Raw genomic sequence first — 15,500 nt, forward strand, 5'->3', positions numbered from 1 at the left:
ACAACTCATAAAACATCTAACCAACGTTTAGCAATTTTACATAGTGGAAATTTATCACGCACCTTGATAGCTTCCTGTGAAAGTTTTGCTGCTAATGCAGGGTCTTTCAGAATACTGCGCATAGCTTCATACATAGCCTTTGTATCTCCTACAGGTACCAAGATACCATTCTCTCCACTATTTATTACCATACGAGCACCACCTACTGGACAGTCTGTAACTACAGCAGGCAAGCCCATGCCAAGTGCTTCTAACATAGAGTTTGAAATACCTTCAAAATCAGATGATGAAACATACATAGAACAAGGTGCAACCTTCTCTAAAATATTACTAGCAAAGCCAGGTAATAAAATACGATTCTCTAAATTGAGCGCTTTAATTTGAGCACGTAGTTCATCCTCTAAAACACCTTGTCCATAAATAACAAGTTTATACTCTGGAAACTCATCTGCTAGCATACTAAAAGCATTAATCATCATAGGTAAATTCTTTTGAGGATGTAATCGACAGGCCGTAACAATCGTCTTCTCACGTTCCCCTTCTATTGGTGGTGGCAATTTACCATTAATAGGATTAGGAATGATAACACCACGTTCTTGTATAGATTTTGGGAAGTAAGAGCGAGCGTCTTCTGTTTGGAATACGAGAGCATCAGCAAATCTAAAGGCAAAATTACGCAATGCTTGTTGATGCCAACCAATAGGCACCTTGCGCGGATTATTTCGCTCCGAAAAGACAATGCGATTCTTCACAAACCAGGAACTAATAGCCAATATAAAGCTTGATGCAGACAAGAAAGATAGACATGTTGCATTCGGTCTAGTCTTTAAAATCTTTATTAGCTCTTTTATTTCCTGCATAAAGCGAATCACTTTATTAGAACTTGTGGTATGAATTTCAATTTGCTCTATCCCATTTTCTAAGGCATATTCATTACCATAACGATTGGGACTAGTTTGGATGACCGTAATATGATGACCATCATGCACCCATTGACGAGCTAACTCTGTTAAAATTCGTTCAGCTCCATCATTGCCAAGGGAGATGGTAACAATGATTATTTCCTTTTTCATAGTCCTTCCTCTTGGATATATTCTGCAAGTCTTACATAAGCCTGCGCCATTGTTACCTTAGGCTGCCAGCCTAAGGACTTTAATTTTTTTGAACTCAAGAACATGTGCACTGTCGGCGCATAGCCTAAGCCTTGTACATCTTCTGGAATATCAAAAATGACTTCACTCTTATCATGACTTACATGAGTTGCTACCAAATGCGCAATACTTGCTATAGATCGAGTTTCCTCATCATGACATACATTGTATGCTTCACCAGCTTCTCCGTCCTTCATAAGGGTTAAAATGCCCGTTAATGCATCAGTAATATAGCAATAATTAGACATAGAATCACCCTTTGTATGAAGTACAATATTTTCATTTTTTAGAGCACTCTTAGTGAATTGCATAAATACGCGATTATCTGAAACAGGAACACCAGGTCCAAAAGTTTGTGCCAATCGAGCTATAACAGCTGGAACGCCAAATTCTACGGCATAAGATTTACAATAACACTCACATAATCTTTTACTTTCAGAATAAGAGCTACGCACATTTAAATGATCTAAATATCCTAATCGCTCTTCAGTCATCACCTGTCCCGATTCATAAGGAACACCATACTGTTCCATACTCGATAGATACACAAGTTTCTTTACCGTTTTATGACGGCCTAGTTCTAGCATAGCTTCCGTCCCATGAATCGAAGTACGAATCGTTTCTACAGGATGCTCCATAAAGAACTTTGATTGTGTTGGTGCTGCACCATGTAAGATATAATCACAAGGCACATCAATAGATTCTAAAGAACCATCGATAAGTGTAATAGAATCATTATCTAAATAATCACCTAGAATAGCCTGTGCTTTGTTATGACTACGTACGTGACCTATTACCTGTATATCTAGACCATACGCTTCATTAGCAAGTATAAGCAGTTTTATAAACATAGAGCCAATGAGTCCCGTCGCACCTGTCACAAGAATACGTTGATGGCGGAGGAAATCAAAGTGCCTTTTATCTTGTAGTAAAGCTGCTAACTCGCGTTTAATAACGGAATTACTCATCTTGTAATCCTCCTAATTCGCGGTTCTTAATAATACCTGTGAACATATAATAATCAGATGGTGTCGTAATCTTTATATTTTCCGTCTCCCCTAATACTGGATATAGAGTGTAGCCATAATGCATCATCATGGACGCAGAGTCTATAAAATTATGAGTACCTTCTGCTTTTGCTCGATCATGAACCGATAGAATATCGTCTAGTTTAAAGCTTTGAGGTGCTTTTGCCATAAGGCATTGACTACGATTTAATATTCGATTGATAGAACCATTATCTGTAACCATAACGGTTTCAATAGCAGGTGTAACAGTGATAGCAGACCCCTTTGTTTCTACAGATTCGATATTTCTCTCTATTGTTTCCTTATCTACAAGCGGTCTAACACCATCGTGAATCAATACGGTAACATCTTCATTAGGAAATAAACGCTTCGCTTCTGCCAATCCATTATATTGAGAATCTAAAGCACTTTCTCCACCTGGAACAATGGATAGAACCTTTTTTAAACCAGCCTCTTTGATGAGGTTCTTGGTGTGATCAATCCACTCTGCTTTGCAGGCTAGAACAATGCCATCAATTAAGTCCGTTTGTTCAAATACATCTAAAGTTTGTATCAAAATAGGTCTACCGTTCCATTCAAGAAACTGTTTTGGCGTCTTGCTGTTATTCATACGAGCACCTACGCCACCCGCAAAGATTACTGCTATTCGTTTCATAGGCCCTCCTTAAGGTTGAGCTTCGTTTTTGGCATAATGTATGCCTCTATACTCCTTGTAAGGTGTATTTAAATCAGCAAATACAGCATCATGTTTAGCTACGCGCTGTTCTACTGGTGGTAGTTGCATATAATCGCCCCAAATGAGACGTAAATATCTTTCATACCCTTTCATAACTGGTATTTGATGACCTTCAAAGTCCTTATATACAACTGAAGCAAAGTCTTCTCGAGGATGACGCAGCTTCATGCCTTTTAAACTACCAATTAGCTCCGTACACTCCTTACTCGTATTGAAATCGTATTTAGTCATTTGCTTTTCCGCAAAACGCCAAATATGATAACGTAACGACTGACTAGAAAATACCTTATAAATACATCCTGCTAATGCACGATACATCGGTCCTTTATTATCAGGCAATCGTTGAGCATTGAAAAGTGCAAAGGTCATGGCCCACATTAATTGCAGTGTACGACTAATTTTCCCTGGTGCACATCCATCAATAGGCATAATTTCAAGAGCCAAACCATGACAAATATCTTCGTGCATACTATGACGATTAATAAATGTCGTGTTGTTATCTCGAATAGAAGCACCCGCATCATGATAAATATGATTTCGATCAGTTCGACAATACGTATACCGTTCTGTATCTGCATATTTAGGCCATAATTCAGCTAATTTTTCATAATCGGGACGTGGCATAAATAAATCTAAATCATCATCCCAAGGGATGAAACCATTATGACGTATAGCCCCAATGAGACCACCGCCACAGAGGTAAAAGCGCAAATTATGTTTGTCACAAAACTCTTTAAAGTACAGCAACATAGCAAGCTCTTTTTCTTGTATTTCCTTTGTCATAGATGTACTCATAGGGACCTCTTTCAACGTAATACAGCTAGTACTGTATCAACCATCGTTTTAATATCTTGTAGAAAAGAAAATTCTTTAATACTCTTTAAATTCCAAGCCATCTTGCCTGGTAATACCTCATTAATATAGACTTCATCAATATTTTGAGCATTTTGTAAAAGTTGATCTTCATCTTTATAAGCAATGCTTGCCACACTAGTTACACCAGCTGGCAATAATAGGGTTGCCTTCATTTCATCGGTATAAGCCGCCACATAGCGAGGCACTTCTGGTCTTGTGCCGACAAAGCTCATATCGCCTAACAGGATATTAATCAGCTGAGGCAATTCATCAAGACGACAACTACGAAGCATATTTCCAACCTTAGTAACACGCATATCATTTTGTGATGTCACTTGAGCACCTAATGATTCTGCATTTTTTACCATTGTGCGGAACTTATAAATACCAAAGGTACGACCATACTGTGTAACACGTGTTTGACGAAAGAAAACCTCTCCTTCGCTATCCCGTTTAATCATAATGGCTAACACAAGAAATACAGGGCTCAATATAATGAGCATCCCTGCGGCCATAAGGCGGTCAAAAATACTTTTACATAAAAGGCTCCCACGCTTTTGATTTAACAATTCAAAATAAGGACGCACAGCTTCACACTGCAGCTCTTTTGGGAGATCGTGAAAGTTTTTTACTAGCATTCCGTAATAATCCTTTTAAACTGTTTAATGATATATTGCACTTCTTCATCTGTTAGCAATGTATGAAGAGGCAGTGTGATTTCATTTTTAAACTGATTATAAGCATTTGGATAATCATCGATGGTAAATCCGAAATTCTTATAAGCCGTGTGCATCGGAATTGGTTTGTAATGTACATTCGTTGCAATGCCAGCTTCAGCCATAGCTTCAATTACCTTGTTGCGATATTCAGCATCTTGTCCATCTAAACGTACTAAATACAAGTGCCCACTACTTTGATGTTCATCAGTATAATGATGTAGCAATGTAACCGGTAAGTCTTTAAAAGCTGCATCATAAGCTTCGATGATTTCTTTACGACGTGCTAACAATTTTGGGTATCGCTCAAATTGAGCTAATCCAATAGCCGCCATAATATCGGTCATATTACATTTATAATAGGTACCTTTAATATCATATTCCCAAGCGCCTACTTTTGTTTTAGCAAGAGCATCCTTATCTTGACCATGCAAAGATAATAATTGGAATTGCTTATAAATAGCTTCATCATCGATACCATCTATGTGTCGCCATGTAGCACAGCCCCCTTCAGCAGTTGTAAAATTCTTTACTGCATGGAAGGAAAAACTGCTGAAATCAGCTACATTACCTGTTGGTGTACCTTTATATGAGGCCCCAAAGGAATGGGCACAGTCCGCTACGATAGGAATATGTGCCAATGCTTTTTGAATATTATTGGCAGGTGTAAATAGCGATTTCTTTTCTTTTACAATAGAGCGTAAACGGTCATAATCACAAGGTACCCCTGCAATATCTACAGGAATGATTGCCTTTGTTTTTGGTGTAATAGCACGAGCCACTGCATCATAATCCATTTCAAATGAATCTTTTTGGGTATCTACAATAACTAATGTAGCCCCTACATGAACAACAGGACTTGCACTAGCAGTATAGGAATAGGCACTGGTAATAACTTCATCGCCAGGTCCAATACCTAATACACGGAGAGACATCTCAAGCGCTGCGGTAGCAGAGTTTAAACAAACAGCTTTAGGTGTACCTAATTGTGCCGCAATCTTTTTTTCTAATTCTTTAGTGCGCGGTCCAGTTGTAATCCAACCACTCTTTAAGGCTTCAACAACTTCATTGATTTCTAACTCTGTAATATCAGGAGGGGAAAAATTAATTTTCATATACATCACCTCATTACTTTCTGTACCTTGTCGATACGCTTGATTTATCTAATGGAATATATATTAAATTATTGACTACACATCAATGACGATAGAACCTAATAAAGTAATTCCAACTTGAGTAAGTCGTTTCTTAGCTTCTATTAAATCTTTAGGACTTGCTACTTCATTTTTAACAACAAGCATGACACCATCAGATTTTTCAGCTAATACAATAGCATCCGTAACATCTAATACAGGTGGTGTATCAATGATAACCACATCATATTCGTCGCGGATATAATCCCAAATTGTAGATAATTTACTAGAATCAACTACCTCTGAAGGATGGGTAACTACTTCACCAGCAGTAAGCACATCTAAATGAGGAACAATATTGCGATGAATCGTCAAATCTTCATCCATAATAACTGCATTAGTAAGACCTTTATTTTGCACGTTGAATGCTACATGCTGAACTGGATTACGTAAATTACCATCTACCAAAAGAACTTTGTTATTATTCTTCGATAAAGCTAATGCCGTATTAGCCGCTACCTCAGAGGTTCCTTCTCCACTAGTAGCAGCGGTGATACAAATGATCTTACATTTATGTTGATTACATACGTATTGTAAATTGCTACGCAATGTACGATATGCTTCTACAAGTGGTGTATCACCACGCTCATTAGAAATTAGTCTAATCATATTAACCTCTCACTTTGCGCCACAATGCTACGATACGATTACTAGGTTCTTCATATTCCTTTTCTTCATGATTTGGAATGACACCTAAGTTTTCAATACCAAGAATCTCATTGATTTCTTGTACGGATTGAACCTTGCGATTACAGAAGAACTGACCCAATGTGTAAAGGCAACCAAGAATAATTCCTAAAATTGCAGAGCCTAATAAAATAAGTACTTTACGAGGAGCAATAGCTTTTTCTGGCAATGTAGGAGCATCTACGATTTGCACTTCATTTGGCACCATTACTTCTGCTACCTTGGCTTCTTCTAAGCGTTTAGATAGCATTTCGTAAATATCTTGTGCTACATCTACATCACGTTTGGCTTGAATATAACCACGTTCTTTTTCTGGTAAGTTTTTCATAGCCTCTTCGTTTTCTTTATCAAGTTCAGCCAATGTAGACTCTTTGCCTTGTGCTACGGCTAAAGCCGCTTCATTTCTGAATTTATCGGCCAACAAACCTTGTTGAGCAGAATTGCTAGATGGTGCTTGTTGGGTTGCAATAGCATTAATCTCAGCATTTAAGCCGCTTTTTGCTTCTTCAATTTGTTGGTTAAGTTCTTTCATCGCAGGATGCTCATCAGTATATTTGCCAACATAGGAAGCCCTACGGGATTCTAAATCGGCTAGTTGCCCTTTATAAGCCTGAACGGTAGCACTGTCAGCAATACTTTTACCAGCAGAACCTAATTGCTCATTAATACTGCCCAACGCTGCTTGCGCTGTTTCTAAATCAAGTTGATTTTGAGCTTTCTCACGATCGATAAGGGTAATCTTATCCGTTAATCCCTTCATTTGATCTGCGGTGGAGTAAACCTTATTATCCACTTGGAATTGTTGCAATTTCTTTTCTGCTTGCTCCAATTCTTCTTTTGCAGTTACTACGCGTTTTTGCAAGAACTCACGTGTCGTCCGTTGCTCAACATGTGAAATGTCTGCTAAGCGCTTTAAGAATGTATCAATTAATAATTGATTAGCCTCTTGTGCTTGTTCTGGACTTTTACCAGTTACACTAACTTGTAATAATTCAGTTTCTTTATATGGTTTTGTTTCGATACGCGTTTTAACAAACTCTTCGTATGTAGGTGCTTTACCTGTTCCCTCTGGATCTTCAATAGCGGAAATAACAGGTTCTACAACATTACGACTCTTTAAAATTTCTGCATCTGTATTCATCAATTGACGTGCCATAGAATCAGAATAACCATTAGCACTTGATAATACAGAGTTACTTAAACCTTGAGATTGTTTAATGCGCAACATAGATGTAGATTGATAGGTAGATGGTGCTAACAGGCTATATGCACCACCTAATACAATACAAGCAACCGTTACATTGATAATTTTACGGCGCCGTTTAACGAGGACTCTACCGACCTCTTTTAAATCAATAATTTGTTCCACCCATATACCCCTTTCTGTGAAAGTTTACAAACAACAGGGTCTCTCCCTTTTAGGAATATGTACTGTATATCTCCCTCTCACGTAGATTACAGTTTTGGATAAATGATTATAATTAAATTGTTATACATTATGATTTGGATGATATGTAGGAACAATATCTTGTAATACATTGATTACATCCAAATCAGATTTACACGTTTCAAAGCGCTCGATTTCACCACTTAACCATTCTTGGTCTACATCTTCTAATGCAGCTTCAAAAATCTTCTTATGTGTAGTTGTGTTAGTGCCTTCTTCAGCAGTTAATAATTCTTCATATAGCTTTTCACCTGGACGTAAGCCAGTAAATTCAATACGAATATCTTTATCAGGCTCATATCCAGAAAGACGAATCATATTCTTTGCTAAATCAACAATTTTCACTGGTTCACCCATATCTAATAAGAACACTTCACCACCATTCCCCATCGCACCAGCTTGTAATACAAGTTGACTTGCTTCTGGAATAGTCATAAAGTAACGAGTCATTTCGGGATCTGTAACGGTTACAGGGCCGCCAGCTTCAATTTGTTTGCGGAATAATGGAATAACAGAACCTCGACTACCAAGAACATTACCAAAGCGAACGGTAATAAACTTTGTATCGTACTTATGATTCATACCAAGTACAACCTTTTCTGCCACGCGCTTCGTAGCACCCATGACACTTGTTGGATTTACCGCTTTGTCTGTGGAAATCATAACAAAACGTTCAACACCATGTGCCCCTGCTACATCTGCCACATTACGAGTACCATAAATATTATTTAGCACCGCTGCAATTGGTTGAATTTCCATAAGTGGTACATGTTTATGAGCTGCTGCATGGAATACTACATCTGGTTCATAGTCAGTAAAAATTTGGTCTAACTGATTTTTATCTCGAATATCAGCAATAATGGGAACCAAAGTCCCTTCAGGTACAATGGATCGCAACTCTTGGTGAATAAGATAAATACTATTTTCACCATGTCCTAGTAACAATAGTTTTTTAGGTTTTACCCGCAGTACTTGACGACAGATTTCAGAACCAATAGAACCACCTGCACCAGTAACAAGAACTACTTTATCCTTAAGATATGGTTCCACCTTAGATGTATCGAGATGAATTTCATCACGCTCTAATAAGTCCTCGATAGAAACAGGATGAAGATGGGATACAAGGACTTCGTCATCTAGTAACTGGTACATCCCCGGCAATGTATTAATCTTACATTTAAGAGGAGAGCAGATTTCCATAATCTCACGAATGACATCGCGCTTTACAGATGGCATGGCAATGATAATTTCTTCAACCTTATATCTTGCTACAAGCATTGGAATATCTTCACGATTCCCTAAAATTCTAAAGCCATTCATAAGACGGTTATGTTTAAACATATCATCATCAACAAACCCAATGATTCTTCGAGACCGCTTATGATAACGTTCGATTTCACGAGCTATCGTTGCACCGGCATCACCAGCACCTATAATGAGTGTATTTACTTGGCCACTTTCACCATCGTCCCCATTACTATAATGAAGTGCCACATAATGAAGTAACATACGTCCCATACCAACGGTACCGGTAGTTAAAAACCATGTAATAAAATAGATAGAACGTGGTAAAGATTTGCCAAAAGCAAACATGGAGGAATAAAAGATTGCTGTACCAATAGTTGTAGCTACAAAAACAGCTAAAACCTCTCTCATCCCTGCATAACGCCATATGCGCGTATATAGGTGCATAACCAAGAACATCAACATATATGAAACTAATAATAATGGCAATGCATCTACCATTTGATCAATATATCGAGGTTCTATATAACCGTCAAATCTAATAAATAAACTGATAAATGCAACAATAACAATCGTCGCAATATCGGCAATAAACAGTATGGCTGGTAATAAATATGAACGCAAAAGAACGCCCCCTTATATATGAGATAAACCCTATCCTTAATCTTTGCCGATTCGAGATACCATGTATGCGCCGGTCAAGATTGGAGCAATATCACGAGCAAAGTTGATGCGGCTATTTTTAGTCAAGTAAAGAACATCCCCTTCACGCATAATATAGTTTTCGGACATATCTCCAGTTTGTAACATGCGATTTAAATTTATAGGAATTGGTTTTTCAGGATTGTCTTGATGAATTAAGTAAATTTTCTTTTTAGCTGTATCCCAGTTAAAGCTACCAGCAGCACCAATCGCATCAATAACAGTACTAGACTTAGTCAATGTATACGCACCAGGCTTATTAATCTCACCGAATACGTATACCCGAACTCCTCCGAGTTTTGTAACATTTACAGTAATATCCGGATTAATAATGTACCGAGATAAACCTTGCTGTAATTGAGCGGTGAACTCATCGACAGTTAAACCATCTGCTTTTACTGGTCCTACCATAGGGAATGATACATATCCGTCAGGACGAACAGTGTACATAATATCGTTACCATTACGTGTACCAAGATCTGCTTGCTGTACAACTTGAATTGTTAGTTCATCACCTTGTCGTAGGCGATACACCTTATCAGAGCTCACTACAGATGCACTAGTTTCTAGTGGTGCGTGTCCTTCAGTTTGTAATATTTTAGAATCGTAAGACTGTTCAGCTGTTACATTAACAGGTGCAGCCATGGATGTTGTTGTGGCACATAAGAATGCGGCCATCATCATATACTGTTTTTTATTCATATTTTACCTCTTTGATTTACATTTAACTCACTCAATACAACACTTTATTTTTTTAGAATTATTAATCCTAAAAAATCGGTTAAGTCATTTTATCATTATTTTAAACTTTCTTCCATAAACACAGACCGTTCTGAGCTAACTTCATTAAACCTTTAAGAATAAATCGCGTAAACATAAGGTTTTTACTATTTTATTATGTGTATTTTTTTACGCATTTCACTCATATTTCACTCGTTTTTTTCATTAATTTTAGATATATAAATAAAAAATATATAAACTCAATTCATGGTTGATTCACAAAATCATCAAACACTCATCAATTTTATTGATTAAATAAAAAAATAAGGTGTATATACTAGTTTTCTAGTATATACACCTTATTAAAAATTTTAGATAAGTCTATCGACTTAAAGTATTAATTATTCAACACGACCGCCTAAATATGCTTCCATAACGCGAGGATCATGACGTACTTCGTCAGCAGGACCAGATAATACCATCTTACCTGTTTCCAATACATACGCATAATCAGCTATTTTTAATGCTTGTCGCACATTTTGTTCTACCAAAAGAACAGTAGTTCCTTCAGCACTAATCTCTTTGATAGTTTCAAAGATTTCGTTTACTACTAATGGTGCAAGACCCATAGATGGTTCATCCAATAATAACAATTTTGGACGTGCCATAAGGGCGCGACCAATAGCCAACATTTGCTGTTGACCACCAGATAGTGTACCACCTAATTGATAACTACGTTCATCAAGGATTGGGAAGCGTTTAAATACTTTTTTGATATCTTCTTCAATCTCATTATCGTTACGGATATAAGCGCCCATTTCAAGGTTTTCATAAACGCTCATATCTTGAAGGATTTGACGACCTTCAGGAACTAAAGAAATACCACCATGTACAATTTGATGTGTTTTATGACCAGTAATATCTTGGCCTTCAAATAATACTTTACCAGATGTTGGCTTTACAAGGCCCATTATGGTCTTCATAGTTGTAGACTTACCAGCACCATTAGCACCAATCAAGGATACAATAGAACCTTGTGGTACTTCTAAACTGATATCTTTTAAGGCTGTAATATGTCCATAACCAGCCACGATGTTTTCTAGCTTTAACATATTACGCCTCCTCTTTCCCTAAGTATGCTTCAATTACAGCCTCATTATTTTGAATTTCTTGAGGTGTACCTTCAGCAATCTTTTTACCAAAGTTGAACACTACCAAACGATCACAAATATTCATCATTAATTCCATGGCATGTTCAATAACTACAACAGTAATACCAAGGTCGCGAATTTTACCAATCAATAGGCGTAACGCTTCTGTTTCACTATCATTCATACCTGCTGCTGGTTCATCGAGCAAAATTAATTGAGGATGTGTAGCCAAGGCACGAGCAATTTCAAGGCGACGTTGTTTACCATAAGGCAAAGATGTAGCAACCTCTTCAGCATCGTCTTCAAGACCTACGAGTTTCAAAAATTCATACGCAATGCCACGACAACGTTCTTCTTCAATACGTTGGCGTTTTGTTCTTAAGAAACTAGCAACAAAGCCAGAACCAGTTCGGCAATGCATACCTGTTAAAACAGTTTCTAAAGCTGTCATATTACCAAAGAGACGAATATTTTGGAATGTACGAGCTATACCCATTTCAACTGTTCTATGTGGCTTAATACCTACAACAGACATGCCATCAAATACGATTTCACCAGAACTTACAGGGAATACACCAGTAATCAAGTTAAAGAGTGTAGTCTTACCAGCACCGTTTGGACCAATAACACCAAACACTTCACCTTGTTTTACACCAAAGGATATACCTGTGAGAGCTGCAACGCCACCAAAGCTTTTACTTACGTCATTTAATTCTAATAGCATTCAGTTCCCTCCTATCCTTGTTTTTCTTCTTGTTTACGTTTATACGCTTCAAAACGTTCTGTTAATACTTGTGATTCAGGAATATATGGGGCTTTCTTAAAGCCTAATTTACGACTAATTTTGTCTACCATAGATTCTGTTAAAATACCATCTGGGCGAACTGCCATCAAGATAACTAGTAATGCACCGTAGATGATGTCCCGATAGTCGGATAAGAAGCGTAATACTTCTGGCAATAATGTAAGAATGAAGGAGCCTAATACGGAACCCCATACTACATTAGAACCACCAAATACTGGGAATAATAAGATTTGTACTACCTTATGGTAGCTAAAATCTGTAGGATTAATAAAGTTTGTAATATGAGCATACAAACCACCGCCAATACCGGCGATGAAAGCACCAATGATAAAGGCCATCATCTTGTAGTATACAACGTTAATCCCCATTAATTCTGCTGCATGATCATCAGCCTTAATCGCTGCAAAGGCACGGCCCACACGACTATTATTAATGCGTACACAGAAGGCAATAATCACTACTAAGATTGCCAATAGAATAATAATAGCCATTAAGTTGCCCCATGCAACAGCATCAATGCCCATTAAACCATCGATATCAAGTTCATAGGCTAAATTTGTTAATTCTTGAGGAATAGATGGAATACCAGAAAGGCCTAACGCACCATTAGTAATGTCCAAATTCAAGAAAATAACACGCACAACTTCGCCAAAACCAAGAGTAGCAATGGCAAGATATAAACCGCGAAGACGTGTTGTTGGTAAGCCGATAATAACGGCTACAAGGCTAGCAACTAGGCCACCAATAATGATGCCTACAACGATAGGCAAATCAGCTTTCAAAGAAAGGATAGCGCCTACATATGCACCAACGCTCATAAAGCCAGCAGCCCCTAAAGAAAGCTGACCACTTGCAAGAGTAAAGTAAATAGAGATACCCATGATGGCATTGATGATGAAGAACATTACGATCTGTAGATAATACGGGTTTAATAAATCCATTACGGTCTACCCCCTTTATCTTTAGAACCAAACAAGCCTTGTGGGCGCCAGAATAATAATAGGATGATGAGACCAAAGGCCACAGCATCACGGAAAGTAGATGCGCCATATGCAACAGAGAAGATTTCTGCTACGCCTAAAATGAAGCCGCCAACCATGGCGCCTGTAATATTACCAAGACCACCTAAGATAAGTACGGCAAGGCCTTTAAATCCAATAATAACACCCATAGTAGGCTCAATAGCATTAAAGGACAAGCCTACCAATACACCTGCAGCTGCACCCAAGGCAGATGCAATCATAACAGTAACAGATATAATCATTGTTGGATTAATGCCCAAGAGAGCCGCTGTTTCTGTACTCATAGATACGGCACGAATAGCCTTACCAATTTTAGTTTTCTTAATAACTATATTTAGAATTAGCATTAGAACTACAGAAACACCTAAACCAATAATTTGTACCATGGAAATTTTGAAAGCTCCAAAGTCGATTAGACCACCAATATAGTCTGGTGGGAAAGATCTTGTTTGAGGGCCCCAAAGCAATAATGCCAAACTTTCAAGAAAAATAGAAACACCAATGGTACTAATAAGTGGTGCCAAGTGAGACACCTTTTTCTTACGTAGTGGACGAAGCGCCACAAATTCTAAAAGATAACCGAGGATAGCACCGACAGCCATAGCTACGATAAGGGCTACAAAAATGTTAACGTTAAAAACAGTTACCATAAAAAGACCAACGAAGGCACCTATCATAAAGATGCCTCCGTGTGCCATGTTGATGATATTTAAAACGCCAAACACAAGTGTTAAGCCAATAGCGAGTACAGCATATAAGCTACCGAGGGTTAACCCGTTAACTAATTGTTGTAAAAACACTATACTACCTCAACTTTTTATTTTTTTAATGCGTCAAATTGACCGTTTTTAATTTGTAAAACTTGAACTTCCATGGAAGGGTCACGTTTTTCGTTGAACTTGAATTGACCAGTTACACCAACGAAGTCAGCAATATTTTTCAAAGCATCGCGGAATTTTTCACGATCTGTAGTAGAACCTGCTTTTTTCAAAGCTGCTTCATAGAGGTATACAGCATCATAAGCTTGAGCTGCGAATTGGTCTGGTTCTTTACCATATTTATCTTTGTAAGCTTTACGGAAGTCTTTTACCTTTTGATCGTCTTTGTTAGGGAACCAAGGTGTACCTACGATAACACCATCAGCTGCAGCGCCTGCAATTTTAATGAATTCAGGGCTGTTGAAACCATTAGAACCAATTACAGGTTGATTCATACCCATTTCACGCATTTTTTTCATGATTAATGCGCCTTCTTGGTAAAGAGAAGCAACTACGATAACATCAGGTTTTGCTTGTTGAATCTTAGTTAATTGTGCAGAGAAGTCAGTATCTTTATCTGCAAATGTTTCAGTATCAACAATTTGTACACCTTCAGATTCCAATGCTTTACGAGCTGTATTATTTACAGATACCATTTGGTCATTGTTGTTGGAGTACATAATAGCTGCAGTTTTGAAGCCTAAAGTTTTATGTGCTTCTTTAATTGCAGTATCTACTGCCAAGGATTCTGGTACAGCGTTACGGAAAATGTAATCGCCGATATCTGTAATACCTTCAGCAGTTGTAGATGTGCCAAGAGCTACGATTTTGCTTTTATTTGCTACAGGACCTGCTGCCATCATTTCACCAGATAACATTGGGCCAATAACAGCTACAACTTTATCTTTAGAAATTACTTTATTCATTGCATTGATAGCTTCGTTTTTATCACCTTTAGTATCTTCTACTAACAAGTTGATTTTTACAGCATTTGCATCAGCGTTGATTTCGCTTACTGCCAATTCTGCACCAGCTTTAATGGATTCACCATATGCTGCTGCACCACCAGTTGTTGTTGTTAACAATGCAATTTTAGCTTCATTACTATTTGCATTACCTGCATCTTTATTACTGCCACAACCAGCAGCAACTGCCATTACACCAGCAAGACCAAAAATGGCTGCTTTTTTTAACATGGATTTATTCATGCTACACCCTTCCTTTGAAACATAAAGCTTTAAATCTATATCTATATTATTAGAGTTTTTAATTTTTTGTCAATTA

15 protein-coding genes are annotated in these 15,500 nt (G+C 37.6%); all 15 read right to left on the reverse strand.

From position 1 onward, the window contains the following. Positions 1 to 5: 5 nt before the first annotated feature. Entirely contained in the window at positions 6 to 1,073 is a 1,068-nt protein-coding gene (locus tag LKD20_RS02375) for a glycosyltransferase (RefSeq protein WP_227720783.1), read from the reverse strand. After that, positions 1,070 to 2,119 (reverse strand): NAD-dependent epimerase/dehydratase family protein, encoded by a 1,050-nt coding sequence (locus LKD20_RS02380; RefSeq protein ID WP_227720784.1) that lies wholly within the window; start codon positions 2,117 to 2,119, stop codon positions 1,070 to 1,072. The genes LKD20_RS02375 and LKD20_RS02380 overlap by 4 nt, the downstream gene beginning before the upstream one ends. Beyond that, complete coding sequence (locus LKD20_RS02385) at positions 2,112 to 2,834, reverse strand: IspD/TarI family cytidylyltransferase (RefSeq protein ID WP_227720785.1); 723 nt, start codon at positions 2,832 to 2,834, stop codon at positions 2,112 to 2,114. Before LKD20_RS02385 ends, LKD20_RS02380 begins: the two co-directional genes overlap by 8 nt. Before the next feature lie 9 nt (positions 2,835 to 2,843). Further along, positions 2,844 to 3,710, reverse strand: coding sequence for a LicD family protein (locus LKD20_RS02390; protein ID WP_227720786.1), 867 nt, complete (start codon positions 3,708 to 3,710; stop codon positions 2,844 to 2,846). An 11-nt stretch (positions 3,711 to 3,721) separates the two neighbouring features. Then, positions 3,722 to 4,408 (reverse strand): sugar transferase, encoded by a 687-nt coding sequence (locus LKD20_RS02395; RefSeq protein ID WP_255621181.1) that lies wholly within the window; start codon positions 4,406 to 4,408, stop codon positions 3,722 to 3,724. Beyond that, the gene (locus LKD20_RS02400) at positions 4,402 to 5,607 is read right to left on the reverse strand and encodes a DegT/DnrJ/EryC1/StrS family aminotransferase (protein ID WP_349226959.1); all 1,206 of its coding nucleotides are present in this window, start codon (positions 5,605 to 5,607) and stop codon (positions 4,402 to 4,404) included. The genes LKD20_RS02395 and LKD20_RS02400 overlap by 7 nt, the downstream gene beginning before the upstream one ends. 69 nt (positions 5,608 to 5,676) lie before the next feature. Continuing rightward, positions 5,677 to 6,288, reverse strand: coding sequence for a CpsD/CapB family tyrosine-protein kinase (locus tag LKD20_RS02405; protein WP_227720789.1), 612 nt, complete (start codon positions 6,286 to 6,288; stop codon positions 5,677 to 5,679). Position 6,289: 1 nt separating this feature from the next. Further along, a complete protein-coding gene (locus LKD20_RS09595) occupies positions 6,290 to 7,735 on the reverse strand; it encodes a GumC family protein (protein WP_227720790.1) in 1,446 nt (481 codons plus the stop codon). A 120-nt stretch (positions 7,736 to 7,855) separates the two neighbouring features. Then, positions 7,856 to 9,682, reverse strand: a complete 1,827-nt coding sequence (locus LKD20_RS02415; protein WP_227720791.1) for a polysaccharide biosynthesis protein — start codon at positions 9,680 to 9,682, stop codon at positions 7,856 to 7,858. 36 nt (positions 9,683 to 9,718) lie between these two features. After that, positions 9,719 to 10,462, reverse strand: coding sequence for a polysaccharide biosynthesis/export family protein (locus tag LKD20_RS02420; RefSeq protein WP_060924774.1), 744 nt, complete (start codon positions 10,460 to 10,462; stop codon positions 9,719 to 9,721). Between the two features lie 419 nt (positions 10,463 to 10,881). Next, positions 10,882 to 11,592: an ABC transporter ATP-binding protein gene (locus LKD20_RS02425; RefSeq protein WP_060924775.1), complete on the reverse strand. Its 711-nt coding sequence runs from the start codon at positions 11,590 to 11,592 to the stop codon at positions 10,882 to 10,884. Position 11,593: 1 nt separating this feature from the next. Further along, positions 11,594 to 12,355, reverse strand: coding sequence for an ABC transporter ATP-binding protein (locus LKD20_RS02430; protein WP_227720792.1), 762 nt, complete (start codon positions 12,353 to 12,355; stop codon positions 11,594 to 11,596). A gap of 11 nt (positions 12,356 to 12,366) precedes the next feature. Then, a complete protein-coding gene (locus LKD20_RS02435) occupies positions 12,367 to 13,377 on the reverse strand; it encodes a branched-chain amino acid ABC transporter permease (protein ID WP_119208314.1) in 1,011 nt (336 codons plus the stop codon). After that, a complete protein-coding gene (locus tag LKD20_RS02440) occupies positions 13,377 to 14,258 on the reverse strand; it encodes a branched-chain amino acid ABC transporter permease (protein WP_227720793.1) in 882 nt (293 codons plus the stop codon). Before LKD20_RS02440 ends, LKD20_RS02435 begins: the two co-directional genes overlap by 1 nt. Before the next feature lie 17 nt (positions 14,259 to 14,275). Then, positions 14,276 to 15,424 carry an ABC transporter substrate-binding protein gene (locus LKD20_RS02445; RefSeq protein WP_129822882.1) on the reverse strand — a complete coding sequence of 383 codons (1,149 nt, stop codon included), beginning with the start codon at positions 15,422 to 15,424 and terminating at the stop codon, positions 14,276 to 14,278. Between the last annotated feature and the right edge of the window lie 76 nt (positions 15,425 to 15,500).

Origin of the sequence: Veillonella fallax, assembly GCF_020687175.1 — a bacterium.
GTDB lineage: Bacteria > Bacillota > Negativicutes > Veillonellales > Veillonellaceae > Veillonella > Veillonella fallax.

Excerpts from the sequence above, each read along its gene's own strand:
- LKD20_RS02375 (WP_227720783.1), bottom strand. The coding sequence starts at position 1,073 with ATGAAAAAGGAAATAATCATTGTTACCATCTCCCTTGGCAATGATGGA.
- LKD20_RS02445 (WP_129822882.1), bottom strand. The coding sequence starts at position 15,424 with ATGAATAAATCCATGTTAAAAAAAGCAGCCATTTTTGGTCTTGCTGGT.
- LKD20_RS02420 (WP_060924774.1), bottom strand. The coding sequence starts at position 10,462 with ATGAATAAAAAACAGTATATGATGATGGCCGCATTCTTATGTGCCACA.
- LKD20_RS02385 (WP_227720785.1), bottom strand. The coding sequence starts at position 2,834 with ATGAAACGAATAGCAGTAATCTTTGCGGGTGGCGTAGGTGCTCGTATG.
- LKD20_RS02400 (WP_349226959.1), bottom strand. The coding sequence starts at position 5,607 with ATGTATATGAAAATTAATTTTTCCCCTCCTGATATTACAGAGTTAGAA.
- LKD20_RS02430 (WP_227720792.1), bottom strand. The coding sequence starts at position 12,355 with ATGCTATTAGAATTAAATGACGTAAGTAAAAGCTTTGGTGGCGTTGCA.
- LKD20_RS02405 (WP_227720789.1), bottom strand. The coding sequence starts at position 6,288 with ATGATTAGACTAATTTCTAATGAGCGTGGTGATACACCACTTGTAGAA.
- LKD20_RS02425 (WP_060924775.1), bottom strand. The coding sequence starts at position 11,592 with ATGTTAAAGCTAGAAAACATCGTGGCTGGTTATGGACATATTACAGCC.
- LKD20_RS02435 (WP_119208314.1), bottom strand. The coding sequence starts at position 13,377 with ATGGATTTATTAAACCCGTATTATCTACAGATCGTAATGTTCTTCATC.
- LKD20_RS02390 (WP_227720786.1), bottom strand. The coding sequence starts at position 3,710 with ATGAGTACATCTATGACAAAGGAAATACAAGAAAAAGAGCTTGCTATG.
- LKD20_RS02395 (WP_255621181.1), bottom strand. The coding sequence starts at position 4,408 with ATGCTAGTAAAAAACTTTCACGATCTCCCAAAAGAGCTGCAGTGTGAA.
- LKD20_RS02380 (WP_227720784.1), bottom strand. The coding sequence starts at position 2,119 with ATGAGTAATTCCGTTATTAAACGCGAGTTAGCAGCTTTACTACAAGAT.